This window comes from Colwellia sp. MB02u-14 (genome assembly GCF_014076915.1).
In the GTDB taxonomy this organism is placed as follows: domain Bacteria; phylum Pseudomonadota; class Gammaproteobacteria; order Enterobacterales; family Alteromonadaceae; genus Colwellia_A.
In genome coordinates this window covers 132,662-156,930 of sequence record NZ_JACGUX010000085.1, presented here as the reverse complement: position 1 = coordinate 156,930, position 24,269 = coordinate 132,662, and the positions used below count along the sequence as shown (strand labels likewise).

Here is a 24,269-nt window from a genome sequence, read left to right as displayed (position 1 = left end):
CTTAGCGTGTAACAGTATTTGTTTAGGGGAATAATAATGACAACAAAAGAATATGAAAGTTATTACGTACCATCACAAAGTCATTGGCCAATTGTTGGCGCAGTGGCACTGTTTTTAATTGCTATTGGCGCCGGAAACTATGTTTCTACGTTAAAGAGTGGTGAAGGTGGCATTGGCGGTTATATATTGCTTGCCGGCGTTTGTTTAGTTATATACATGCTCTATGGTTGGTTCAGTAATGTTATAAACGAATCGATGGCGGGTAAGTATAGCCATCAAATGGATAACTCATTTCGTCAAGGGATGAGCTGGTTTATCTTTTCTGAAGTGATGTTTTTTGCAGCATTCTTTGGTGCCTTATTTTATGCCCGCACGTTATCGGTACCTTGGTTGGGCGGTGCAGATAATAATGCCATGACCGGTGCTGTTTTATGGCCTGAGTTTGTCGCAAGTTGGCCGTTATTAGTCACACCAGATGGAACCGAAACAACGCAAATGGGCTGGTATGGCCTACCATTAATTAATACTATTTTGTTATTAACTTCTTCAATTACTGCACATTTAGCACACTCAGCCTTAGAAAAAGATAATCGTAAAATGCTGAAAATATGGTTAGGTTTTACCATATTGTTAGGTGTTGTCTTTTTATTCTTGCAAGTTGTCGAGTACATGCACGGCTATTCAGAAGAAATGAAATTGTACTTAACCAGTGGTATCTATGGTTCAACTTTCTACTTACTGACCGGCTTTCATGGTATGCACGTTACCTTAGGTACCATCATGCTAATTGTGGTGTTTTTAAGAGTGTTGAAAGGCCACTTTACCCCAACCAATGCTTTTGCTTTTGAAGCGACAAGCTGGTATTGGCATTTTGTTGATGTGGTTTGGGTGATACTGTTTGTTTTTGTTTATATTGTATAAACAATTACTTATATAAAAGTTTAAAAAATAGTGTAGGTGGAGCTAGCTTCACCTACCTTTTATTTTTAAGCGAGTCGATTAGAACGGTCGTGGGTGTGGCGTAATAACGCCTGTTAAAATAGCGACTAACATAAGTATAATAATGAAGGCTGAAATCATCACGCGTCGGCCAATAAATTTTGACATTGACGGTTTACTCGGGTCATTTTTGTTTAAGACAAAAAGTGCCTGAAACAGGCTAAATACCATGAAGACTAAGCAGCCAATAATAATTATTTTTATCGCAAATGCCATTTAAAAATTTCCTATGTTGTTATGTTCGCTTTAAGCATATTTAAGGAATTAATTGTTTGAAAAATTTTATATCAAACATTCGCCTACCTTGGTTGATATTTACCCTACTTGTTTTTTCCGGATTAGTAAAACTCGGATTATGGCAAAGTGATCGTGCTTTACAAAAAGAGCAACGCATCGAAACCATTACACAATTGAGTCAAACACAAGCTTTGTCTCTTTCTCAAGTACTTTCAGAAAAAAATGAAATTAATGATCTACCGATCACTATGTTTGGGGAGTTTGATAATAATACTATTTTTTTATTAGACAACCAAACGAATAAAGGACAATTAGGTTATCGTGTTTATCAAGTGTTTAAGAGTGACGAGCAGGCGGTCTTAGTTAATTTAGGTTGGGTAGTAGGTTCTATAAATCGTCAAGAAATTCCCGATGTTCAGGCTATTATTGGAAAGTATCAATTATCAGGTCACGTACGCAAAATCGAGCAAGGCATAATGTTAATGGAACAAGTCTTGGTCAAAGGTAAGTGGCCATTGCGTGTTCAGCAGATAGAATTAGATAAATTTTCAACATTAATTTCACGTCAACTCTTGCCCTTTGTCGTCTACTTAGATAAAACAGAGAGTGTGGGTTATGAAAAAAATTGGCAACCAATTGTTATGCCGCCTGAAAAACATCGTGCTTATGCCTTTCAATGGTTTAGTTTAGCGATAGCATGGTTATTGTTGATGATATGGGCGTCAATTAAATTGGGTAGAAATAGTGAATAAGCGTTAAATCACTAATAAAAAAAATAATAAGGTGTAAGTGTATGAATGATGTATCACAGAAAAAATCTCGTCGTAGTATGGTCATGGTGCTGGGCGCTTTTATCCTCCCTATTGTGTTAGCAAAACTCGCCTTAACTCAAAATTGGCTTGATTATGGTGTAACGAACAAGGGCACTTTAGTTGAGAATGAACTGACTTTGGAAAAGTTAGGCTTGAGTCAAACCGCTTTACAAAAAACTTGGTCAATTATTTATAGCTTGCCACAGCATTGTGATGATCACTGTGAACAAACGTTACTCAGTGTTAATAACTCTTACATAGCCTTGGGTAGAGAAATGCCCAGAGTAAAGCGCGTCGCACTTTCTCCTAATCCACTCTCACCTCAGCAAACGCAAAGGTTAACTGAAAACAGTTGGGTGATTATTCCTACTCCAAGCCTAGTTGATGACTTTTTATCAGATACAAAAGTCTTAGTTGTTGACCCTTTAGGTAATGTGGTTTTATCTCATAAACCACCGACAAATGATGATGCTCAAGCAATGTTTGGTAAAGAAATTTTAGCAGATATGAAGAAATTACTTAAGTATTCAAGGGTGGGTTAAGATGAAAAATCGTGTAAATCATCGTGTTCGTACTTTAGTCTTAATTAGTATTCTATTAGCACTAATCGTGGTTAGCTTAGGTGCTTATACACGCTTAACGCATGCGGGTTTAGGCTGTCCAGATTGGCCAGGTTGTTATGGATTAATTGATGTACCAGCAACCGCAGAACAAATTATTAAAGCAGAGCAAGCATTCCCAGAAAGAAAAGTTGAAGCGCAAAAAGCATGGAATGAAATGATCCATCGCTATTTTGCAGGGGCACTAGGTTTATTAATTTTAGCCATTGCGTTTATGTCTTATAAAAGACGTGAGCAAGGTACGCCCTTAAGACTGCCGATATTAATACTGGTGGTAGTTATTTTTCAGGCGGCTTTAGGTATGTGGACAGTTACCATGAAACTTATGCCTATAGTCGTTATGGGGCATTTGTTGGGTGGTTTTACGACGCTGAGTTTACTGTTTTTATTATATTTACGTTTGTCTGACTTTCGAGTGCAGGGGGGCGATTTTGCGATTAAAAAATATGGAAGATATGGCTTAATTGGTATTGTCTTACTTACCGTTCAAATAGGTCTAGGTGGGTGGACATCGTCAAACTATGCTGCCTTGGTTTGTACTGAATTACCAATTTGTCAGTCAGGCTGGCAAGAGCAACTGACCTTCGAAGATTCATTTGATTTGATCCCACCAGAAAAAGACAGTTACGAATTTGGTCATTTATCTCATGCTTCACGTGTAACGATTCATGTTGTTCATCGATTGGGAGCCATTGTAGTTGGGCTTTATCTTTTTTGGTTAGCGTTAATGGTGTTTCGAAAATCTCAATCTGCATTTTTTAAGAATGCAGCTATTAGCTTAGCGTTTATTCTTACTTGCCAAATATTATTGGGTATTAGCAATATCTGGTTCTCATTACCGTTAGCAGTTGCGGTGAGTCATAACGTGGTAGCAGCATGTCTAATGTTGTCTTTGATCACGTTAACCTACAGTTTACGACGGAAATTATAAGGAATACTTATGAGTGAATCAGTATCAACACAAAGTCCCAACGGGCCAGTGACTACACCTGAAGTTATAGAGACTAAAACCGCTATTTGGCGAGATTATTATGAAATCACTAAACCTCGTGTAGTGGCACTCTTAGTGTTAACCGCTTTGGTGGGTATGTGTCTTTCTGTACCGGGTACCATTCCATGGCAAGTGCTTATTCCTTCAATGGTGGGTATTGGATTTTTATCATCAGCCGCCGCGGCAATAAATCACATCGTTGATGAACGAATTGACAGTATTATGGGGCGAACTTATAACCGCCCCGTCGCTACTGGACGTTTAACGCCAAGAAAAGCGACTTTGTTTGCTATGTTTTTAGCGGTCAGTGGTTTTGCCATTTTGTATAGCTTAGTTAATCCCTTAACGGCATGGCTTACTTTTGCAGGTTTGGTGGGTTACAGTTTTGTTTATACTATGTATTTGAAACGTGCTACACCTCAAAATATCACGATTGGTGGCTTAGCAGGTGCAATTCCTCCACTTTTGGGTTGGACAGCAATGACGAACGAAATACACCCTAATGCTTTACTATTAGTGTTATTGATTTTTACTTGGACACCTCCTCATTTTTGGGCATTAGCAATACACCGTAAAGACGAATATGCAAAAGTTAATATCCCAATGCTACCGGTGACCCACGGAGTAAACTTTACTAAGACACAAATTTTACTCTATACCGTATTACTTTTTGTTGTTGGCTTGTTACCTTATTTAGTGGGAATGAGTAATTGGTTATATTTAATTGGCGCGGTAACATTGAATCTGATGTTTTTTGCTTACGCTTGGAAACTTAAGTTTAATGCTAATGAAAATACTGCCATGGACACGTTTAAGTTTTCAATTGTTCATTTGATGGGGTTGTTTATTATTTTATTACTTGACCATTATTTATTACCAATAAGCTAATACTTACGGATACTCTTATTTATGAACAAGTTGTTGTATGTCATTGTTGCGATTGCCGCGGGTGCGGTAGGTTTTTTTGTCTTTCAAAAAGCGACAGTATTACCACAGCCCGAACATGCTTTATATTATCAGCAGGTTCGGGAAGTTAAGCCGTTTCAATTAACCGATCACCATAACCAAGCCTTTACCAAAGAACAATTAGCCAATAAATGGTCTTGGGTATTTCTGGGGTATACTTCTTGCCCTGATGTTTGTCCGACTACATTACAAGAACTAAACTTTGTTTATGACGATTTAAAAGCGATCAGTGAAGATACACAAATTTTATTGGTTTCGGTTGATCCTAGTCGAGATACGCCAGAAAAATTAGCTCAGTATATCGCTTACTTTAATGAGGAGTTTATTGCGCTTACGGCTGACCATGGTGTGTTATTTCCGTTTGCTCGTAACCTTGGCATGATGTACGCGATTAACGAGCCTAAAGCCAACAATAATGGTTACTTGGTCGATCACAGTGCTTCTTTAGTGTTAATTAATCCAAAGGGAGATATAGCGGCTATTTTCAAGCCAAGACAGGCTTTAGGCGTATTACCTACGATTGATGGTGAAAAATTAGTCAGTGATTTTGCAAAAATTGTAAAGTTAGCGGAATAAATGCAGCTTGTCACCATAACCATACTTCAGTGTGACAAGCTTACTTAACGATATTGTATTCGTTACAGCGGATACCACTCCATACCTTCTTTTAAGACAAACCAAGGCTTTGAATACCAATAATAACGCCCTGGCTCACTAATGCTTGGTGCAGTGCAATTACAGCGTACACGGCCTATGGGTAGCGGGGCACTATAATTAATGGTGAAGCTGTTTTCTTCTCGCCATTCTATTTCTTGTCGGCCTAAACCAGAAATATAACAGTTTAACTGGGCTGGAAGAAAATCATCAACAATAACATCAAACGTCACTGATTTTGATTGGTTATATTCTACAATTGTTTTTGCATTTTCATCACTTAACGTCATTGTGAATGGTAAAGATTTTAATTTATCACGTAGGCTGGTAATTTTATCATAAGGTTTTGATGCAGGAAAACGGGGTACGCTGGTTAAGTCTGTTGCTAGGCCAACCGCCCCAGACTGCTGTGAAAAGGCAATAAAATTGTTCTGCGTTATCCACTTTTGTACTGCGGGTGTATATTCACCGTAGGGATAAGCATAATAACGCCAGCTCTGGCCGGTTTTCTCTTTAATAATACTTTCAGCCGTTAATAAAAGATCGGTATGCTTAAGTAACCACTGTTGTTCAGTTAACCCAGCACTAATACGTGCCATAGAATCATGTTCCATACCATGGTTGGCAATAATAACCCCTTGGTCAGCCATCAACTTAAGTTGTGCCCAACTAAGGTAGTTATTCGAACCACGTTCAACGATTGCTGGGTTAATAAAAATAGTAAAAGGATAATTAAATTTGTCGAGAATGGGCTTACCATTGAGTAGAATATCAAGATAAGCATCATCAAATGTTATTGCCACTGTTTTGTCAGTAATAGGTTGCTGTTTCTTGATAGAATTCATTAAATCTGAAAGCGCGATAACGTTGAAGTTATTATCAGCTAAATACTGCATATGTATTTCAAATTGTTGGGGGGAAATACTGGTACTTGACGGTGTTTTGTCACTAACATGATGATACTGTAAAATTACAGCAGCAAAGCTAGAAAAGTGTAAGCAAGATAGCAATAGTGCAGGTAATAAAAATTTCATGAGTGAAGCCCTTGTTTAGTCAGTCATAAAAATAGCGCGTTTTGCTTTCTTTTTATAGTAAATTTTCAGGTAATTTTTATATGGAATACTTTTTTGAACGTTAATACTATCAACCACCATAAACAGCTATTCCTCATCGCCTTACCGATGATCTTTTCAAATATCACCATACCTCTTCTAGGCTTAGTTGATACTGCTGTTTTAGGACATTTAGACCAAGCCTATTACCTAGGTGGCAGTACAGTCGGGGCAATGATTATTACCTTTGTTACTTGGTTGTGTGGTTTTTTACGTATGTCGACTACAGGTCTTACCGCTCAGGCATTAGGTGAAGAAAACGCACAAAAAAGTTTATTGGTTCTGCTACGAGGTTTGTTAGTGGCTTGCTTAATTGGTGGTGCACTGATTTTGTTACAGTCTTTTTATCTTGATCTAAGCTTGGGTTTAGCCGGAGGATCTGAACAAATACAATTTTATGCTAAGCAATATTGTGATATCCGTATTTGGGGTTTACCTGCTGCGTTATCAAATCTTGTTATATTAGGATGGTTGTTGGGCAATCATAAAGCTAAGGCTGTAATGTGGATATTGATCGTCACTAACTTAATTAACTTGTCGCTAGATCTATTGTTTGTCTTAGTGTTTGATTGGCAAGTGCAAGGGGTGGCGTCAGCAACGTTAATCGCTGAATATTCAGGTGTTATTATAGGGTTGGCTTATATTATTTTTGCGAAACAAACAGGTAATCTACAACCCCTAAAAAGTATATTAATAGAAATGGTGGGAAAATTTACAGATATCAGAGATCATTTATTTGAGAAGTCAGCGCTGATCAATTACTTTCAACTTAATCGAGATATTCTTATTCGAACACTGTGCTTAGAGATTTGTTTTGTCTTTATTACTTTTCAAGGGGCTAGGTTAGGGGATGATGTTATTGCAACTAATGCCATTTTAATGAACTTTGTTTTGTTAATCTCATTTGGATTAGACGGCATTGCCAATGCAGCAGAAGTGTTAGTGGGTAAAGCACAAGGGCAAAAGAATCTTAAACAGCGTAATTTTGTCGTTAAAATCGCTTTATTTTGGACGGGACTCTTTGCGCTCACTTATAGTGCACTCTTTGCCATAGCAGGTGATTTCTTGATTGGTTTACTAACCGATATTCCAGAGGTTGTTTTCTCGACCGAACAATATGTACATTGGATGATTATCTTACCTGTATTAGGTTGTTGGTGTTATTTATTTGATGGTGTTTTTGTTGGTCTAATGAGAGCCAAAGTGATGCGAAATAGCATGATAATTGCGACCTTTGGTTGCTTTTTTCCAATGTGGTGGCTATTACAAGGATTTGGTAATCATGGGTTATGGGCTGCATTTAGTGTGTTTTTGCTAGTTCGAGGATTAAGTTTAGCTTGGCACTATTATCGCGTTATAGAAAAACAACCCATTAGCCTTTAATTTTTTATTTGTCTGACGATCAAAAATATTGAGTAAACGATTAGCAAAGATCCCACTGTAACCCCAAGCAGAGGTTAACAGACCAATAGCTAAAAAAACAATGCCGGCGATTTGCCAATAATAATGGTAATAGTAACCGATAAAAATTAAGCAAACGCCAATAGTAAAAAGACCAAGTCCGCGAGTAAAAAGCACTAAGCTTCTTTGCGGGTCTTGGCCTAATTTTTCAAGTATTGTTATCATTTTAAATTAATGAATAACTCAGCAGTCAGTATAGTGGTCGGGTTAACGAACCAATAACTTAATAGTAAGAATGATCACCACGTTCGTGTTCAGTCATATCACGAACACCTTTTATCTCACCTGCCATTGTTTCGAGAAGTTGTTTTTCGATACCATCTTTTACAGTGACATCAATTTGACTACAACCATTACAGCCACCACCAAATTGTAGAATAGCGAAACCGTCGTCAGTAATTTCCATTAACGTACACTCACCACCATGGCCAGCTAACTGTGGATTAACTTCTGCTTTTAAGAAGTAGTCAACACGTTCGAATAATGGCGCATCGTCATTTACTTTTCTTAATTTAGCATTTGGCGCTTTTAAGGTTAGTTGTGAACCCATTTGATCTGTGGTGAAATCTATTTCAGCATCTTCTAAGTACAGCTTACTGTCACCGTCAATATAAGCAGAGAAGTGTTCGAATTTCATTTCAATATCTTCAGGTTCTATCGCGTCAGCTGGGCAGTAAGACACGCCACACTCTGCACTAGCAGTACCTGGATTAACAACAAATACACGGATACTTGTGCCCTCTGCTTGTTGTTCTAATAATTTAGCGAAATGCGATTGTGCTGTTTCGGAAATATTGATCATCACGGTTATTACTCTCTTACACTTGTTACCAAAATTTCTCTAAAGTTTCTCACGGACCGTAGAGATTGAAAATATTAATACCTGACTAATTTAGTCAGGTATTAATATTTTACGCTGTTATCTACTCATACGCTAGTGAAATTACAGTTAATTAAAGTAAGAATGTGAGAAAAAAAGACAGTTATTCTGGTGTGTTTCTATAGACTTTGGTATTTTATCGCTATTGAATTCAAGGATATCACTTATGTTACCACGATTGTTTTTAGCCGTTTTGGTTGGCTTTTTTGCTTTATCTTCATCGAGTCAGGCGGCAAAAGTCACTGATTACTTGCCCACTGGTCACCCATACAACCAAGCGATTCCTAAACCTGAAAGCACATTAGGCTTCGGTATTGGTGAGCGACATGCCCGTCATGATCAACTGTTAAACTATATGAAAGCATTAGCAAGTAGTTCACAGCGGATAAAATTAACAGGTATTGGCCAAACTCAAGAGTTGCGCCAACAAGTATTACTGACGATTTCTTCTAAAAATAATTTAGCTAATTTGAATGAGATATTAGCGAAAAGATCACAAGATAATGACGCTGAAGATCCCACACTACCTTTGGTTATCTGGCTTGGGTACAGTGTGCACGGTGACGAAATTAGTGGAGCCAATGCCGCTATGGTGGTGGCGTATCATTTAGCCGCGAGTGAAAATACCGACATAATTAACATGTTAGAGAATACCTTAATCGTGCTTGAACCTAGTATTAATCCTGATGGCATGGACAGATTTGTACAATGGGTGAATATGCACCGTGGTAGTACACCCAATGCAGATCAAAACCATATTGAACACCATCAAGGTTGGCTCACAGGCCGTACTAATCACTTTGGTTTTGATCTTAATCGTGACTGGTTACTGTTGGCACAAAAAGAAAGTCAAAATAGATTAGCGTACTTTCATCAATATCAGCCAAATGTATTAGGTGACTTTCATGAGATGGGCGCCAATGGCAGTTATTTTTTTCAGCCAGGTATTCCAACGCGAACTCACCCGTTAACATCAACCGCTAATACTGAATTGACACAACTTTTGGCGACTTACCATGCCGCAGCCCTAGACAATGATAACCGACTTTATTATAGCCAAGAGAACTTTGATGATTTTTATTACGGTAAAGGTTCTACTTACCCTGACATTAACGGTGGTATAGGTATTTTGTTTGAACAAGCAAGTAGTCGAGGTATGCAACAAAATAGTGATAATGGTTTGTTAACGTTTGAGTTTGGTATTCAAAATCACGTGTTAACGTCTCTTTCTACTATTGAGGGAGCATGGAAAAATAAAGATAAATTATTTAATTATCGTGAAAATTTTTATAAAGAGTCAGAAGAGCTCGCAGATAAAGAAAACTTCAGTGGCTATTTATTACACGAGGCGCATGACTCTTATCGTTTAAATGTATTGCTTGATAAATTAAAACAACATCAAATCAAGGTCTATCCACTCACCGAAGATTTCCGTTTGGCGGGCGTTATTTATACAAAAGAGCATAGTTTTTATGTGCCCTTAGAGCAACGCCAATACCGAGTCATTAAAGCCCTTTTTTCTCAACAGACCCAGTTTGAAGATAATACTTTTTATGATGTTTCAGGCTGGACAATGCCGTTAGCAATGGACATAGATTTCTATCGGGTTGGCCGTACATGGGGACTAAAACTAGCAGATAATGCTTGGGACAGCCCTGCAAAAATTGCCGAAAAAAGTACGGTTGCACCTAAGGCGTATGCTTATGCTTATGCATTTGAATGGCATCATTTTTTAGCACCTAAATTACTTAATGAACTACTTAATAAAGGTATTAAGGCAAAAGTTGCGACAAAATCTTTTTCATCAAGATTAAAAATTAACGCCAAGGTAACTAATAAAGATTATGCTCGTGGCAGTATTATTATTCCTGCTGGCATACAAGTACAAAAAAACTGGCGTGATATTGTTAAGCAAAGTAGTCAAAAAATAGATATTCCTCTTGATAGTTTGCATACGGGGTTAACGGTTAAAGGGATAGATATAGGCAGTGGTTCGTTTCAATTGTTAGAACCGGTAAAACTTTTAATGGTTGGCGGTAAGGGCGTCTCACAGTACGAAAGTGCAGAAATCTTATTTTATCTTGACGATACGTTATCAATGCCTGTTACTGTGGTTGAACAACAACGGTTATCAAAAATTGATTTAAGTGTTTATAGCCATATGATTATGGTCGATGGAAAATATGATGCTTTAAGCAAAAGTGATGCAGATCAAATAGGTGTATGGATAAAGAACGGTGGTGTTATTTATGCGCAGAAGCGTGGCGCAAAATTTTTGTCAGAATATGAATTACTCACGATGAAATTTGTAGCTAAAGATGAAATTAATCAGTTGTTTGATATGGATAATTTACAATACCAAGATAAAGAAATACTGGCTGGACGCAAACGCATCGCCGGTGCTATTTTTGAATCAGGGCTCGATACGTCTCATCCGCTGGCTTATGGTTATACTGACAGCCGTTTGCCATTATTTCGCAATAGTACGTTAATAATGCAGCATAGTTCAAAACCTTTTATTGCCGTTGCTAATTATAGTGCACGGCCTTTAATCAGTGGTTATGCCGATAAAAATATGGTGAATCGGGTAGCCAACACTTCTGCTATTGTTGCCCATAATTATGGAAAAGGACGGGTAATTGCCAGTACCGATAATCTGGCATTTCGTGGCTATTGGTTAGGTAGTGCAAAAATCATAGCGAACAGTTTATTTTTTGCAAAAGCATTTAGTACTCCCGTTTCCTATTAATAAGAATTTATTGAGGTTGAATTTTATTTGCAGGTAATGATAGACAAAGGCTTATCACAGTAATTTTTTGAACACCATGAGCTTTAAGTAAACGGCAAATTTCATTACAGGTAGAGCCCGTTGTTACCACATCATCAAGCAGTAAAATGTGTTCAGGCAGATGGCGACGTTTATTATTATTGACTAAATAATCGCTTGAAAGCTCGAAGGCAAGGCGTAGATTTTTACGCCTTGTAACGCCTGTTTGGCCCGCTTGGCTTATGTTATTATTTATCCGTTTCAAGGCATTTGGAAAATATGCCATCTTAGCTTTACGAGCAAAATTTTCCGCGAGTAAATGTGCTTGATTAAAACCACGGTCTTGCCACTTTTTAATATGAATGGGCACAGATAATAATACAGTTGGAGGAATGAAACCTTCAGCGACTTCATTTTTATCCTCCAGCATACTTTTCCATTGTTTAAATAACAAAGAGCCTAGTAAATTAACCAATTCAAAACGCCCGTGATATTTCAGCTGTCTTACCCATAAATCAATAGGCCATTGATAAGGTGAAACAGTAATTAATTGATTGAACATTCTTTTGGGCAATAAACGATTGACCTCTGGCCATGTTAATAAATCTCCATGTAATTTTTTTAAGTCAAACAGTGGTAAATCAGCTAAACAAAAATCACAAATAATCGCTTGGCTTTGGCACTCTCCACCACATAAGTCACAACAACTTAATTGTGTTTTAATCGATTTAAATCTCGCAATAAAACACAGTGATTTTTGTTTTATTGCGCGTAAAAATTTTTCTTGGTTAAATTCCATTTATTAAATTCCATTTATTAAATCCATTGAGTAAACTGTCGCTAACTTTTGTTTACTAAAAATTAACGGTAACTCCATTGACTATGAGCATGGCAGAAACTTTAAAAATATCGAGCCAAGGAAGTGGGCTCCCACTCGTTTTTATTCATGGTTGGGGAGTAAACTCAGGGGTCTGGCAACCCAGTGTTGAAATATTAAAAAAAAAATTTGAAGTGATCACTGTTGATTTACCTGGTTTTGGCATGAATGTAGAGCATTCATTATCACCTTACACATTAGCGCAAGCCGCTACATTGATTCAGCAAGCTGTTGCAAAACCTGCCATCTATATCGGTTGGTCATTAGGTGGCTTAGTTGCAAGTGAAATAGCATTAAATTTTCCGGCTAAAGTGAAGGCGCTAGTGACTGTTGCAAGCTCACCGTGTTTTGTTGAACAAGAAAACTGGTTGGGAATTAAACCTAACGTACTAACGTTATTTCATAGCCAATTGGCGGAAGATACAGCCAAGACTATTAATAATTTTCTAAAAATTCAATCAATGGGCAGCCCACATTTGCGCGATGATATTAAGTTACTACGCACGCTTGTAATGCAATTTCCACTGCCAACAAAAATAACGTTAGATGAGTCATTAAAATTACTTAAAACAGTAGATCATCGCGACGAACTTATTAAAATATCAATGCCATTTCTGCGTTTATACGGCAAACTTGATGGTTTAGTGCCACGAAAAGCAATTGAACTCATTAGCACATTAGCACCTAAAAGTGATGTTGTTATTTTTGAAAAAGCGTCGCATGCTCCTTTTATTTCGCACCCTGAAGAATTTCATCAAACATTAATTTCTTGGCTATACCCTTTGTTTGATTGATTTTACAGAGAATTTCTTCCTTTACTTTTTAGTCGTTTTGTATGATAATTAAACAAATACATATCAAGATTCAACAGTGAAATTTAGTTATTCATTATCTGTTCATTGGTATTCTGTTTATTGATATAGAGGAGTCTGTTATGGAAATACAATCAGCATTTACAAGTGGTGTACAAGGTTTTCAAAAAGCGCAAGGCGATGCAACTCAAGCTTCTGCCGATATTGCGGCTAATTTAGCGGTTAGTCCTGAAGACTTTGGTATTGGGCAAGAAAATAACACTGATAGCAGTGAAAACGCTAATACAACAGAAAAAAAAGCCAGTTCAGCAGAAGCACCTGACCTTAACAAAGCGAGTGTCGATTTAAAAATTGCTGAGTTTCAAGCTAAAGCATCTGCTAATGTTATACAGACTGCCGATGAAACGTTAGGTACGTTATTAGACGTTCGAGTTTAAATTATGAATATCACGCCGCAAACACATACATTGTCTATCCCTACTGCAGTCAATCTGCAAACGGATAACTTGCGTCGTGAAAATAACATACGTGAAGTTATTGCAAAGCCAGCGGCTTCAAATCAGTCAGCCGCTGAGAAAGGTGTGGCATCTGATAAAGAAAGAGGCAGATCGTCTGCACAAAATAATGAAACGGTTAATTTTGAAAACATCCGTAAGCAAGCGGAACTAAAAGCCAAAACGATTAATAGTGGTGGTGAACGTCAAAATGATTCTTCTGACGAGCAATCAGCAGCGCAAAAGTATTTAACCAACGAGTTAGTGGCTGAAACAGAAAACGAAGATAATCAATCAACAGAAAAATCTCCTGACGTTAATGGCTCTCCCGCTCTTAATAGTTCTGAAGCTCTTGCAGAGCAGAAAGTGATAAATGAGCTTCAATTACGTGATCAAGAAGTGCGTTCTCATGAATTAGCGCATGCTTCTGTTGGTGGAGCATCAACAGGCGTTCCTTCATACAGTTTTGAAACCGGTCCTGATGGCAAAAAATATGCTGTTGGTGGTGAAGTTTCCGTCGATCTTTCTAGAATAGATGGTAACCCCCGTGCAACTATTGCCAAAATGCAAAAAGTACATGCGGCGGCTTTAGCACCAGCTAATCCTTCAACTCAAGATAATCGTGTGGCCGCATCAGCATCAAAAATAATATTACAAGCACAGTCAGAACTTGCCGCAGTTAGTTTAGATGATCCCGCAAAAGCTAAAGACTTAAATGTATTAATTAAAACAAAGGATGTTTTTGCTAAAGAAGAAAATAAAAAATCAGAAGACATTGATTTCGATACACTCGTTAATCGCACATTAGACGCTCAAGAACAAATAGTACCTAGTCGCGATGTTGCTGTTGATGAAAGGTCATTGCGGATCGAAAGTTTTTATTTGGGTATCAATCAAGCTTATGAAAAAGCACCAAGCTTTCATTTCCAGTTAACTGCATAACGTTTTAAGTTATTAACATACAAATAAAAACGCCTCATTATAATTAAATAATGAGGCGTTTTTTGTTCATCTGTATCTGTAAAACTAAATACCGTAACTTTCACGGTATTGATTAATATTCGCTAAACTTGTCACTAACTCTGGTTGCGAAGCAATGTTCTCTTCAAGGTAGGTTACAACATCAGCTAAGGTAACAATTGCAATAACTTGTGTGTCAAAATCACGTTCGACTTCTTGAATCGCAGATAATTCACCTTGACCTTTTTCTTGGCGGTCAAGAGCGATCAATACACCGGATAATTCAGCACCATGCGCTTTAATGATTTCCATTGATTCACGAATCGCTGTACCTGCAGTAATAACGTCGTCAACCAACATTATTTTACCTTGCAGGGGCGAACCGACAAGGCTACCACCTTCACCATGAGTTTTAGCCTCTTTACGGTTAAAGCAATAAGGTATATCCATATCGTGATGATCAGCTAATGCTACGGCAGTAGTGGTTGCAATGGGAATACCTTTATAAGCGGGGCCAAAAAGTAAATCAAAGGCGATGTTTGAATCAGCAAGTGCTTGTGCGTAGAAACGACCTAAGCGTGCTAAATCTCTCCCCGTGTTAAATAAACCGGCATTAAAAAAATAGGGGCTGGTACGGCCTGACTTTAAAGTGAATTCACCAAAGCGTAATACTTGTTTCGCTAGAGCAAATTCAATAAATTCACGTTGATAGTTTTTCATCTTTATTCCCACCTAAAATAAGAGTATTTAGTTAAGTGCTAACTTTTGTAAGTCAAACAACTCATTAATGCTGTCTTTTGCTAATGCCAGCATGCTGTGCATTTCATCGAAGCTAAAGGGGGCTTCCTCTGCCGTTCCTTGAATTTCTATCAATTTGCCAGTGTCTGTCATGACGACATTCATATCAGTATCAGCGGCAGAATCTTCAGGGTAATCAAGATCAGAAACGGGTTCACCTTTATAAATACCAACAGAAACAGCGGCTATCATATGTTTTAACGGATTAGTTTTTATAATATCTTTAGCACGCATATAGTTCAAAGCATCAACTAATGCGATACAAGCACCCGTAATTGAAGCAGTACGTGTACCGCCATCAGCTTGTATAACATCACAATCAACGCTAATAGTATTTTCACCTAGGGCTTTTAAATCAACAGCAGCGCGCAATGCACGAGCGATTAAACGCGAAATTTCTAAGGTACGACCACTTTGCTTGCCGTTAGCTGCTTCTCTGCGCATACGAGTATGAGTAGAGCGAGGTAACATGCCGTATTCTGCAGTGATCCAACCTTTACCTTGTCCTTTTAAAAAGCGCGGTACCCCGACTTCTACTGAGGCAGTACAAATAACTTTTGTGTCGCCAAATTCAATCAATACTGAACCTTCAGCGTGAGTCGTAAATTGACGAGTAATAGTTACAGGACGTATTTGACCTGGAGTTCTTCCGCTTGGGCGCATGTTAATATACCTGTGATAAAATAATTGTTGCGTATTATAATCGTTCAGCACCAAATTTGACATAATGACGTGAAAACAATTTGAAATATAGTTAATCTAACTAAGGTCTAATTAGAAGAGTTTTACACGATCCTATTTTTATTGAGTCTATTTATGAAATTTTCTTCTCGTTTACTCATGAGCTTTTGTCTCTCTTTTTTACTAATAACAACGGCTTCAGCCATCAGTACCAATGACTTACCTAAGTACAGTAAAGTCTATGATGAAAAAAGTGACCCTTTTAAAGACGCGAATGCTGCAATAACATTAGCTAAAGAAACTCAACGCAATGTGCTGATTGAAATTGGTGGCAACTGGTGTGGCTGGTGTAAAAAGATGGATGATTTTTTAGAGAATAATCCGGATGTTTACCAAAAACTTCATCGTGAATTTGTACTATTAAAAGTAAGTGTTAGCGATAGTAATGAAAATGAAGGGTTTATGAAGTCTCTTCCCCCAGTTTTAGGTTATCCTCATATGTATGTTTCAACGAGTAGCGGTAAAATGATCTTGTCAAAAGATACCGCTGAGTTACTCGATGGCGAACAGTATTCTAAAGAACAGTGGTTAGCATTTCTGAATAAATGGCAAAGCAATGCGATAAAGGATAAATAAATGTCAGAGTCAGCATTAAATAAAGTGAGCAGTTTTTTTGATAAAAACTATCAAACACCTACTTGGTTGTCACATAAGTTTTCCCGCCGTAAATTATTGAAATCAGCGGCTGGAGCCACCGCAATATCTGCGCTTCCTGCTTTAGCATTTAGTCAAAATGAAAAAGAAAAATTGTTTGAAACTTTGCAGGCAGAACCTTGGTTAACCTTAAATGCTGTGCTTGATCATCTCTTGCCAGAATCGAGTAATGGTCCAAGTGCGAAAGAGTTACAAGTCGTTATTTATTTATATAATGTTGTCTATCAGCAACCGACTGAAAAAAATGAAATTGACTTTATTTTTAAAGGTGTCGGTTGGTTAAATGGCTACACGCAAAACCAATTACAAAAAACGTTTACTGAATTAGGCAAAGCCGAAAAAGAAACTATGTTACGAGGTATTAGCGGCTCGAGAGCGGGAGAAAACTGGCTCAATAACTTACTGGGTTATATTTTTGAAGCAATGTTATCGCCACCTACTTATGGCGGCAATCCAAAAGGGATCGGTTGGCAATGGTTAGAACACCAAGCGGGCTTCCCATTACCTAATGCAGGCGGTCGTTACTTTGAATTACCTAAACGTTCAGTCGTTAGCGACAACAGTGATAGCAACATTATTCAATCAAAAGATCTGTTAGCAAATAAAAAGTTGCCGACAGTTAAAGGAAGTAACAAGGCATGAGTTTTGATATTTGCATAGTTGGTAGTGGGGCCGGAGCTTCGCCTGTTGCTTATACATTAGCCAAAGCAGGCGCTAAGGTATTAATACTGGAAAAAGGGCCATGGTTAACAGAGAAAGAATTTTTCAAAGATGAATTAGCGATCAGTTTACGTGATTCATATAATCCGAAACTTATCGATGAACAGCACGTTATCGAAGAAGAATACGAAACTGATAGCGGAGAAGGTTACTGGCAGGGCGAGCCAACAAGTGAATCGGGTTGGAGCTTCTGGAACGGAAATGTTGTGGGTGGTTCATCTAACTTTATGAGTGGCTATTTTCATCGTTTAAAACCAGTAGATTTTAAATTAAAATCTACTTTTGGTGAAATTGAAGGTGCTAACATTGTTGACTGGCCTATTAGTTATGATGATTTGGAACCTTTTTATGCTCAAGTAGAGCGGGAAGTTGGCGTTTCTGGGAGGACTGTTGCACATCCTCACCAAGAACCACGCTCAACGGTATTTCCTTACCCGCCATTAGTTGACCATCAAGTGTCAGGGTGGATAGACAAAGCGGCAAAAAATATTGGCTATCATTCGATGCCCGTACCTCGTGCAATATTATCAACACCTGCGATGGGCCGCAAAAGCTGTGAATATTCAGGTTATTGCAGTAGTTATGGCTGCTCAACAGGCGCAAAAGGCAGTGGTCGAGCGGCTTTGCTAAACCATGCAGTGACCACTGGAAACTTGACTATTAAAGCGAATGCTAAGGTTTATCATATAGCGAGTGATGACAAAGGTGAAATTTCTGCTATTCATTACTACGACTCACAAGGTCGCGAGAAAAAAGCAACGGCAAAAATTTATGTTGTTGCTTGCCAAGCGGTAGAAACGTCACGTTTATTACTGGCTTCTACAGGGAAGAAATTTCCACAAGGTTTAGCGAACAATAGCGGACAAGTTGGTAAGAACTTAGTGTTTAGTGGCGGAGGTACAGGGAAGGGAGACTTTTTGTTCGCTGATTTAACAACTGAAAAGCAAGCACAATTAAAGCAAGTAGGCCCTTTTATCAATCGTGCCTTGCAAGACTGGTATCAAATTGACGATAAAAGTTTTTCTGGAGCGAACTCGCAAGGTAAAGCGAAAGGCGGCACTATTGATTTTCTCTTCTATCAAAACCCTATTGCCCGTGCACAAGGGCAACAATTCAATGACGAAAGTGAGTTAGTGTGGGGCGAACAATTACAGAAAAATTTAAAAGAAGAATTTACCACCTATAAAACGTTACGTTTTGAAGTGTTTAATGACTGGTTACCTACCGACGATTGTTTTGTCAGTTTAGACACGGAAGTCACCGATAAATGGGGGCAAGCGGTTGCTAAGGTAAGGATCGGCGCGCATCAACATGACATGGTGGTTGGAGAATACTTAGCCGATAAGGGCGAGAAGTTACTTGCAAGTATGGGGGCAAAAAATGTGACTAGCTCAGTAAGCAGCTACCCACCAACAAACTTAATGGCTGGAGGTTGCCGGTTCGGTCATGACCCTAAGACATCTGTATTGAATAAATACTGTCAAGCTCATGAAGTTGATAATTTATATGTAACGGATGGTTCATTTATGCCAACAGGCGGTAGCGTACCCTATACGTTTACTATTTATGCCAATGCCTTTCGCGTAGCCGAGCATATTAAAGAACGTTGGCAAGCATCTGTTACTTAATGATACGCGCAGTGAAAAAATATGGCCGGCATTAGCCCATAACCGTGTGTGTTTTTTGATGCTAACTAGTAAGGAGCTTTTCAACTTCTAATCGATGAATTTGATCTGAATGCGCTATTTTCACGTATTAGTTGTCAGGTATAATAAATTGCTAATCACAGTGAATCTTATAATTTTACTTTATTAGTGTGTCAGATAAATAGGAGTAATACAGTATTGTTAGCACATAAACTTATGGGGGTTATATTTGATCTCGACAATACCTTGGTATCTTCATCTTTAGATTTTGACAGCATAAGAGCATCTTTAGGTTGTCCAAAAAATATTGATTTATTAGATTTTGTTGCTGCCTTACCCGGAAGTCAACAAGTTGATGCTAATGAACTATTAGTTGAGTATGAAATCAACGATGCGGTGGGGGCAAAAAAGCTGGCGGGCACCGAGCAAATTTTAACCTTATTGGCTGAATTGTCTTTGCCATGTGCTATTGTTACGCGAAATTGTCGTCAAGCAGCGACTATAAAAATTGAAAATAATAATATTGATATTGAGATATTATTAACCCGAGAAGATCACAAAGCTAAACCTGCACCTGATGCATTATTACATTTAGCCGAGTTGTGGCAGTTAGCCCCTGAAAACTTATTATACGTTGGTGATTATTTATATGATCTGCAAGCAGCAAAAAATGCTAACACCATGTCTTGTCTTATCAATTATGGTAAAACAGCGAGTTATCAGAAGTTAGCAGATGTTGTTGTGCGTGATCTCAATGAATTAAGCGCGACAATTAAGCATGTATCTATGGTTGAACGTGTATAGTGGAATTATCTGCCCTGTATATTTTAGTACTGCTTGGGTATTAAATCGATAATTACTTATTTTCAAGTAAATCTGTTAAGTGGGATAGTTGTTCGCTCAACACAGCCACTTGTTTTTCTAATGTTACAACTCTTTGCGCAAGTGATGACTTGTTATTAGGCGAAGACTCACCAGTTTGCACCGTATTAACAGTCATTAAATCGAATTCACTGGTGCCTGAGAATAAATGAACATAGCGGGCTTCTCGCTTCCCTGGTTCTCGTCCTAACTTTTTAATTAAGGTTTGATTACTGAAGTCTTGTAACTGCTGTAAAGCCGTTTCAATTTCACTAACATCTGTAAATTCAGCCAAGCGATTTGTACGGGTTCTTAACTCTCCAGGGGTTTGAGGGCCTCTTAGCAATAACACGCAAATAATGGCTCTTTGCTGTGGTGTAAACTTTAAATTACCAAACTCAGTATCACAGAAACGATGAAAATATTTATTTACTCGCGCAGAAGCTTTGTGATCTAACATTAATAGATTCATTTCAACCAGTTCATCGACTAAGTTTTGCACATCACTTTCAGAAAATGATGTTACTGGTTCACGGTTACTTTTTTGATTACAGCCTATGGTTATAGCGTTTAAAGAGAGTGGATACTGCTCAGGTGTTGTTGTTTCTTTTTCAAGCATTACGCCAATAACACGGCATTGGTCGGCGGATAGAGTGATCATTTTAAAGCTCTCTGATTAAGTTTCTACTGAAGTTATATCAAGCAAGCTCTGCTTTTACCATATTAAGCTATTTAACTGCCGATAAAAAAGCCATCGTTAAGTGGCTTTTGAAATGATGAAGTTGCTTTAAAGGCTATTCAATGTTCGCGATCTGTTCACGCATCTGTTCAATAAGTACTTTTAATTCTACGGCTGAGTTGGTGATATCAACATTAATCGATTTAGATCCTAAAGTATTAGCTTCACGATTAAATTCTTGCATCATGAAATCTAGACGACGACCTTGAGCGCCACCTTTTTTAAGAATACTCTTTGTTTCTTTTACATGACTAAAGAGGCGATCAATTTCTTCATCAACATCCATCTTTTGCGCAAGTAAGACGAGTTCTTGCTCAACTCTGCTTGAATCAAGCTCAATTTTCGCATCGGTGAACTTATCGGTGATCCGCTTACGTTGCCATGCAATAATTTCTGGCATAAACGCTTTAACTTTTTCAGATTGCTCAACAATACCTTCAAGGCGTTGTTCTATTAGTACTTTTAAGTTTTCTCCTTCACTTGCGCGTGCATCTATAAAGTCTTTCAGCGCTTGTTCAAAACCCACCAAAATCTCTTTTTGAATAATAGTCATGTCCGCTTCTTCAGCTTCCATAACTCCGGGCCAGCGCATTATTTCTAAAGGGTTTAACTGACTATTAAGTGTCTGTTCGTTGATCCAACTTGCGTGCTGAAGCAGTTGTTCAGCTAAGCCTTTATTAAGTGATAAATTGTTTTTTGCTGACGGGTTAGCACTGAAGCGCAAGCTACACTCTACCTTTCCACGGTTCAACTGTTTGCGAAAACGTTCACGCAATGTGGGTTCAATACTGCGAAATTGCTCGGGTAAACGGAAGTAAGTTTCCAAAAATCGTTGGTTTACAGAGCGGATCTCCCAAACTGCATTACCCCAATCACCCTTTACTTCAAAGCGAGAAAAAGCCGTCATACTATGGATCATATTGTTGTCCGTTTGCTTAATGTAGAAATTAAAGTAATTATGCCAAACGCGTGATCAGGTAGCTACTTTATTTTCAAAGGGATAATAATTGAGGTTTATTTATCTCAAAGTGAAAGAGTTAATATAACTTCCACTTTTTTTTAATTTTTGCAAGTTGGCCACTGGTGACTAATTGTTTAAATGCCGCTTTATATTTTTTTATCAATACGGGTGAGGTATTAAGACTAAAGGCAATACTGAGTCTGTTATTTAAAGCAGCCACTTCGTTCAACCTTTGTAGTTCATTAAAGTTATAGCCAAGATTTTTAGCTCTGGTTTCTATGGTTATTTTTGTCGCCAGAATTAGGTCTACTCGGTCAATAAACAACATATCCATATTTTGTCGTTCGTTAGCAAGCAGGTATATATTTGAAAAACCTTGAGCAATTAAATATTGTGCGGAGTTTGAATTTCTTGAGGCAGCGATCTTTAAGTTCTTTAAGGCAGATACTTGGTAATCGGTTTTTGTGTAATGCTTTTTTAATCCCCAAAAGTATAATCGCTCTTTTTTTAGTGCCCCGATCCAATGAAATTTTTTATTTCTCATTTGCGTATGAGCAATAGAGTAAATTAAAGTATTTGGTTGATAAAGCGCAACTTCGTATGCTCTAGCCCAAGGCATTATTTGAATGCTAGCCTGGTCTTTTGTTATTTTAAATAAAGCTTCAACTACCTCTGTAGAAAAACCACCTAAGCTGCCATCTGCTTTTTCAATTTGATAAGGCTCTAGCAGCTCAGTAACCACATCGATTTCTTGGGCTTTAGCATCGAATGTGACTAATAAAGCGATAAGGAGGACGGTAATCATCGTTAAAAATTTTTTATAAAATTGCATCATATATTTTTTAGTATCGCGACCTTACTGGGTAACAACACTCCATTTTTTATAGACGGTTAACCACAAAATAATCAAGGAGATCTTTGAAAAAAGTTAACACTCTACAATGAATAATATTTTATTTTACCTTTAAATAATAGCGCACTTTATTTCAATGAGTGATTATTTTGTGTAAATGTAGACATAAAAAAAGCAGCCTAAGCTGCTTTTAAAAGAAATTAAGCTATTTTTTAACTGAGGACGAAGTCTAAAATACCAATGGCTGCTTTACGACCTTGATCAACAGCCGTAACCACAAGATCTGAGCCTAGTACCATATCGCCACCGGCAAAAATATTTTGTTTAGTGGTTTGTAAAGCAAATTCACTATTATCTGCAGCTAAAACGAGTCCGCGTTTATCTATCTCAACCCCTGCATCTTTCATCCACTGTGGTGGACTGGGTAAAAAACCAAAAGCAATCACTACCGCGTCAGCTTCCATTATAAATTCACTACCCGCTATCGGTTCAGGGCTTCTTCTGCCTTTTGCATCTGCAGCACCTAGTTGAGTTTTTACAAATTTAACACCACAAGCGTTACCATCTTTATCAACAGCAATATCAAGAGGTTGTAAGTTGAATTGAAAGTTTACGCCTTCTTCTTTCGCATTTTGAACTTCACGGGGTGAACCTGGCATGTTGGCTTCGTCACGACGATAGGCACACGTGACTTCGGTAGCATTTTGACGAATAGAGGTACGTACACAATCCATTGCCGTATCGCCCCCACCGAGAACAATCACTTTTTTGTTTTCAAAACTGACATATGGCTTGGCATTTTCAGTAATTTTCATCAAGTTTTGCGTGTTACCAACTAAGAAATCAAGTGCAGTGTAAACACCTGCCGCACCTTCTTGCTCGAAACCACCTGTCATATCGGTGTAAGTGCCAAGTGCTAAAAATACAGCGTCGTAGTCTTCGCTCAATGACTCAATGGTTACATCAACACCTACGTTGATATTTAAACGAAATTCAATGCCCATACCTTCAAAAATTTCACGACGTGTTTGAATAACATCTTTTTCTAATTTGAACGAGGGAATACCAAAAGTTAGCAAGCCACCTATTTGGGCATGTTTGTCGTAAACAACCGCGTCGATACCATTACGTGTTAGTACGTCAGCACAAGATAAACCAGCAGGGCCTGCACCAATAACTGCGACACGTTTGTTCACTTTTACTACGTTCGATAAATCAGGTTTCCACCCTTGTGCAAATGCAGTGTCGGTAATGTACTTCTCAATATTACCGATAGTAACAGCGCCAAAATCTTCGTCTAACGTACAGGCCGATTCACAGAGTCTGTCTTGTGGGCAAACACGGCCACACATTTCGGGTAAGCTATTCGTTTGATGGCACAAGTCAGCAGCTTCAAAAATCTTCCCCTCGGTAACCAACTCTAACCATTGTGGAATATAATTGTGAACAGGGCATTGCCACTCACAATAAGGGTTACCACAATCTAAACATCGGTCTGCTTGGCCAGCACTTTGGTCAGTACTTAATGGCTGATATATTTCAACAAAATTTATTTTACGCTGTTCAATTGCTTTTTTAGGCGGATCGATGCGCTTAACATCGATAAATTGATAAACATTTTTACTCATACTGTTTTCCCTTAATTCGCATTCTT

At 38.1% G+C, this 24,269-nt stretch carries 26 protein-coding genes; 15 read left to right on the top strand and 11 right to left on the bottom strand.

Annotated elements, in window-relative coordinates:
• Positions 1-36 precede the first annotated feature (36 nt).
• Complete coding sequence (locus H4J52_RS15915; RefSeq protein WP_182182246.1) at positions 37-921, top strand: cytochrome c oxidase subunit 3; 885 nt, start codon at positions 37-39, stop codon at positions 919-921.
• Between the two features lie 78 nt (positions 922-999).
• On the opposite strand, the gene H4J52_RS15910 is transcribed toward H4J52_RS15915, so the two are convergent.
• Complete coding sequence (locus tag H4J52_RS15910; protein ID WP_070375487.1) at positions 1,000-1,215, bottom strand: DUF2909 domain-containing protein; 216 nt, start codon at positions 1,213-1,215, stop codon at positions 1,000-1,002.
• A gap of 56 nt (positions 1,216-1,271) precedes the next feature.
• On the opposite strand from H4J52_RS15910, the gene H4J52_RS15905 reads away from it, so the two are divergent.
• From H4J52_RS15905 to H4J52_RS15885, 5 genes are read left to right on the top strand one after another with little or no spacing between them, the layout of a single operon-like run.
• Positions 1,272-1,988: an SURF1 family protein gene (locus H4J52_RS15905; protein ID WP_182182245.1), complete on the top strand. Its 717-nt coding sequence runs from the start codon at positions 1,272-1,274 to the stop codon at positions 1,986-1,988.
• 41 nt (positions 1,989-2,029) lie between these two features.
• Positions 2,030-2,590 (top strand): hypothetical protein, encoded by a 561-nt coding sequence (locus tag H4J52_RS15900; protein ID WP_182182244.1) that lies wholly within the window; start codon positions 2,030-2,032, stop codon positions 2,588-2,590.
• Between the two features lies 1 nt (position 2,591).
• Positions 2,592-3,599 (top strand): heme A synthase, encoded by a 1,008-nt coding sequence (locus H4J52_RS15895; protein ID WP_182182243.1) that lies wholly within the window; start codon positions 2,592-2,594, stop codon positions 3,597-3,599.
• A gap of 9 nt (positions 3,600-3,608) precedes the next feature.
• Positions 3,609-4,547 carry a heme o synthase gene (cyoE, locus tag H4J52_RS15890; protein ID WP_182182242.1) on the top strand — a complete coding sequence of 313 codons (939 nt, stop codon included), beginning with the start codon at positions 3,609-3,611 and terminating at the stop codon, positions 4,545-4,547.
• A 21-nt stretch (positions 4,548-4,568) separates the two neighbouring features.
• Positions 4,569-5,201, top strand: a complete 633-nt coding sequence (locus H4J52_RS15885; protein WP_182182241.1) for an SCO family protein — start codon at positions 4,569-4,571, stop codon at positions 5,199-5,201.
• A 62-nt stretch (positions 5,202-5,263) separates the two neighbouring features.
• Here the strand turns inward: H4J52_RS15885 and H4J52_RS15880 are convergent, their stop codons facing one another.
• Positions 5,264-6,313, bottom strand: coding sequence for a polysaccharide deacetylase family protein (locus H4J52_RS15880; RefSeq protein WP_182182240.1), 1,050 nt, complete (start codon positions 6,311-6,313; stop codon positions 5,264-5,266).
• A 93-nt stretch (positions 6,314-6,406) separates the two neighbouring features.
• Here H4J52_RS15880 and H4J52_RS15875 point away from each other — a divergent pair, with 93 nt between their 5' ends.
• A complete protein-coding gene (locus tag H4J52_RS15875; protein WP_259366528.1) occupies positions 6,407-7,774 on the top strand; it encodes an MATE family efflux transporter in 1,368 nt (455 codons plus the stop codon).
• On the opposite strand, the gene H4J52_RS15870 is transcribed toward H4J52_RS15875, so the two are convergent.
• Entirely contained in the window at positions 7,724-8,017 is a 294-nt protein-coding gene (locus H4J52_RS15870; RefSeq protein ID WP_182182239.1) for a hypothetical protein, read from the bottom strand. The two genes, H4J52_RS15875 and H4J52_RS15870, sit on opposite strands and share 51 nt — an antisense overlap.
• A 58-nt stretch (positions 8,018-8,075) precedes the next feature.
• Positions 8,076-8,654, bottom strand: a complete 579-nt coding sequence (gene nfuA, locus H4J52_RS15865) for a Fe-S biogenesis protein NfuA (protein ID WP_070375496.1) — start codon at positions 8,652-8,654, stop codon at positions 8,076-8,078.
• Positions 8,655-8,898: 244 nt separating this feature from the next.
• Between nfuA and H4J52_RS15860 the strand changes: the two genes are divergently transcribed.
• The gene (locus H4J52_RS15860; protein ID WP_182225145.1) at positions 8,899-11,481 is read left to right on the top strand and encodes a M14 family zinc carboxypeptidase; all 2,583 of its coding nucleotides are present in this window, start codon (positions 8,899-8,901) and stop codon (positions 11,479-11,481) included.
• A 7-nt stretch (positions 11,482-11,488) separates the two neighbouring features.
• Here the strand turns inward: H4J52_RS15860 and H4J52_RS15855 are convergent, their stop codons facing one another.
• Positions 11,489-12,298, bottom strand: coding sequence for a ComF family protein (locus tag H4J52_RS15855; protein ID WP_182182237.1), 810 nt, complete (start codon positions 12,296-12,298; stop codon positions 11,489-11,491).
• 89 nt (positions 12,299-12,387) lie between these two features.
• Between H4J52_RS15855 and bioH the strand changes: the two genes are divergently transcribed.
• From bioH to H4J52_RS15840, 3 genes are all read left to right on the top strand, one after another.
• A complete protein-coding gene (gene bioH, locus H4J52_RS15850) occupies positions 12,388-13,170 on the top strand; it encodes a pimeloyl-ACP methyl ester esterase BioH (protein ID WP_182182236.1) in 783 nt (260 codons plus the stop codon).
• 140 nt (positions 13,171-13,310) lie between these two features.
• Positions 13,311-13,625: a hypothetical protein gene (locus tag H4J52_RS15845; RefSeq protein WP_182182235.1), complete on the top strand. Its 315-nt coding sequence runs from the start codon at positions 13,311-13,313 to the stop codon at positions 13,623-13,625.
• 3 nt (positions 13,626-13,628) lie between these two features.
• Positions 13,629-14,624, top strand: coding sequence for a putative metalloprotease CJM1_0395 family protein (locus H4J52_RS15840; RefSeq protein WP_182182234.1), 996 nt, complete (start codon positions 13,629-13,631; stop codon positions 14,622-14,624).
• A gap of 84 nt (positions 14,625-14,708) precedes the next feature.
• On the opposite strand, the gene pyrE is transcribed toward H4J52_RS15840, so the two are convergent.
• Entirely contained in the window at positions 14,709-15,362 is a 654-nt protein-coding gene (pyrE, locus tag H4J52_RS15835; RefSeq protein ID WP_182182233.1) for an orotate phosphoribosyltransferase, read from the bottom strand.
• Between the two features lie 27 nt (positions 15,363-15,389).
• Positions 15,390-16,103: a ribonuclease PH gene (gene rph, locus H4J52_RS15830; RefSeq protein ID WP_182182232.1), complete on the bottom strand. Its 714-nt coding sequence runs from the start codon at positions 16,101-16,103 to the stop codon at positions 15,390-15,392.
• 153 nt (positions 16,104-16,256) lie between these two features.
• Between rph and H4J52_RS15825 the strand changes: the two genes are divergently transcribed.
• The 4 genes from H4J52_RS15825 (at position 16,257) to H4J52_RS15810 (ending at position 20,005) form a co-directional block, all read left to right on the top strand.
• Complete coding sequence (locus tag H4J52_RS15825) at positions 16,257-16,757, top strand: thioredoxin family protein (protein ID WP_182182231.1); 501 nt, start codon at positions 16,257-16,259, stop codon at positions 16,755-16,757.
• Positions 16,758-17,477, top strand: a complete 720-nt coding sequence (locus tag H4J52_RS15820; RefSeq protein ID WP_182182230.1) for a gluconate 2-dehydrogenase subunit 3 family protein — start codon at positions 16,758-16,760, stop codon at positions 17,475-17,477.
• A complete protein-coding gene (locus H4J52_RS15815) occupies positions 17,474-19,183 on the top strand; it encodes a GMC family oxidoreductase (RefSeq protein ID WP_182225143.1) in 1,710 nt (569 codons plus the stop codon). The genes H4J52_RS15820 and H4J52_RS15815 overlap by 4 nt, the downstream gene beginning before the upstream one ends.
• Before the next feature lie 216 nt (positions 19,184-19,399).
• Positions 19,400-20,005 carry an HAD family hydrolase gene (locus tag H4J52_RS15810; RefSeq protein WP_259366529.1) on the top strand — a complete coding sequence of 202 codons (606 nt, stop codon included), beginning with the start codon at positions 19,400-19,402 and terminating at the stop codon, positions 20,003-20,005.
• A 52-nt stretch (positions 20,006-20,057) separates the two neighbouring features.
• On the opposite strand, the gene H4J52_RS15805 is transcribed toward H4J52_RS15810, so the two are convergent.
• The 4 genes from H4J52_RS15805 to H4J52_RS15790 form a co-directional block, all read right to left on the bottom strand.
• Positions 20,058-20,723: a YceH family protein gene (locus H4J52_RS15805; protein ID WP_182182228.1), complete on the bottom strand. Its 666-nt coding sequence runs from the start codon at positions 20,721-20,723 to the stop codon at positions 20,058-20,060.
• Positions 20,724-20,856: 133 nt separating this feature from the next.
• Positions 20,857-21,720: a YicC/YloC family endoribonuclease gene (locus H4J52_RS15800; protein WP_182182203.1), complete on the bottom strand. Its 864-nt coding sequence runs from the start codon at positions 21,718-21,720 to the stop codon at positions 20,857-20,859.
• 118 nt (positions 21,721-21,838) lie between these two features.
• Complete coding sequence (locus H4J52_RS15795; RefSeq protein ID WP_182223729.1) at positions 21,839-22,594, bottom strand: ABC transporter substrate-binding protein; 756 nt, start codon at positions 22,592-22,594, stop codon at positions 21,839-21,841.
• A 233-nt stretch (positions 22,595-22,827) separates the two neighbouring features.
• The gene (locus tag H4J52_RS15790; RefSeq protein ID WP_182182201.1) at positions 22,828-24,243 is read right to left on the bottom strand and encodes an FAD-dependent oxidoreductase; all 1,416 of its coding nucleotides are present in this window, start codon (positions 24,241-24,243) and stop codon (positions 22,828-22,830) included.
• Positions 24,244-24,269: the final 26 nt, after the last annotated feature.

Bases quoted from the DNA above. Each gene is read 5' to 3' on its own strand.
- H4J52_RS15805 (WP_182182228.1), bottom strand. From the start codon at position 20,723: ATGATCACTCTATCCGCCGACCAATGCCGTGTTATTGGCGTAATGCTT.
- H4J52_RS15860 (WP_182225145.1), top strand. From the start codon at position 8,899: ATGTTACCACGATTGTTTTTAGCCGTTTTGGTTGGCTTTTTTGCTTTA.
- H4J52_RS15795 (WP_182223729.1), bottom strand. From the start codon at position 22,594: ATGCAATTTTATAAAAAATTTTTAACGATGATTACCGTCCTCCTTATC.
- nfuA (WP_070375496.1), bottom strand. From the start codon at position 8,654: ATGATCAATATTTCCGAAACAGCACAATCGCATTTCGCTAAATTATTA.
- pyrE (WP_182182233.1), bottom strand. From the start codon at position 15,362: ATGAAAAACTATCAACGTGAATTTATTGAATTTGCTCTAGCGAAACAA.
- rph (WP_182182232.1), bottom strand. From the start codon at position 16,103: ATGCGCCCAAGCGGAAGAACTCCAGGTCAAATACGTCCTGTAACTATT.
- H4J52_RS15895 (WP_182182243.1), top strand. From the start codon at position 2,592: ATGAAAAATCGTGTAAATCATCGTGTTCGTACTTTAGTCTTAATTAGT.
- H4J52_RS15855 (WP_182182237.1), bottom strand. From the start codon at position 12,298: ATGGAATTTAACCAAGAAAAATTTTTACGCGCAATAAAACAAAAATCA.
- bioH (WP_182182236.1), top strand. From the start codon at position 12,388: ATGGCAGAAACTTTAAAAATATCGAGCCAAGGAAGTGGGCTCCCACTC.
- H4J52_RS15880 (WP_182182240.1), bottom strand. From the start codon at position 6,313: ATGAAATTTTTATTACCTGCACTATTGCTATCTTGCTTACACTTTTCT.
- H4J52_RS15790 (WP_182182201.1), bottom strand. From the start codon at position 24,243: ATGAGTAAAAATGTTTATCAATTTATCGATGTTAAGCGCATCGATCCG.
- H4J52_RS15870 (WP_182182239.1), bottom strand. From the start codon at position 8,017: ATGATAACAATACTTGAAAAATTAGGCCAAGACCCGCAAAGAAGCTTA.
- cyoE (WP_182182242.1), top strand. From the start codon at position 3,609: ATGAGTGAATCAGTATCAACACAAAGTCCCAACGGGCCAGTGACTACA.
- H4J52_RS15845 (WP_182182235.1), top strand. From the start codon at position 13,311: ATGGAAATACAATCAGCATTTACAAGTGGTGTACAAGGTTTTCAAAAA.
- H4J52_RS15815 (WP_182225143.1), top strand. From the start codon at position 17,474: ATGAGTTTTGATATTTGCATAGTTGGTAGTGGGGCCGGAGCTTCGCCT.
- H4J52_RS15800 (WP_182182203.1), bottom strand. From the start codon at position 21,720: ATGATCCATAGTATGACGGCTTTTTCTCGCTTTGAAGTAAAGGGTGAT.
- H4J52_RS15900 (WP_182182244.1), top strand. From the start codon at position 2,030: ATGAATGATGTATCACAGAAAAAATCTCGTCGTAGTATGGTCATGGTG.
- H4J52_RS15885 (WP_182182241.1), top strand. From the start codon at position 4,569: ATGAACAAGTTGTTGTATGTCATTGTTGCGATTGCCGCGGGTGCGGTA.
- H4J52_RS15825 (WP_182182231.1), top strand. From the start codon at position 16,257: ATGAAATTTTCTTCTCGTTTACTCATGAGCTTTTGTCTCTCTTTTTTA.
- H4J52_RS15910 (WP_070375487.1), bottom strand. From the start codon at position 1,215: ATGGCATTTGCGATAAAAATAATTATTATTGGCTGCTTAGTCTTCATG.
- H4J52_RS15820 (WP_182182230.1), top strand. From the start codon at position 16,758: ATGTCAGAGTCAGCATTAAATAAAGTGAGCAGTTTTTTTGATAAAAAC.
- H4J52_RS15915 (WP_182182246.1), top strand. From the start codon at position 37: ATGACAACAAAAGAATATGAAAGTTATTACGTACCATCACAAAGTCAT.
- H4J52_RS15840 (WP_182182234.1), top strand. From the start codon at position 13,629: ATGAATATCACGCCGCAAACACATACATTGTCTATCCCTACTGCAGTC.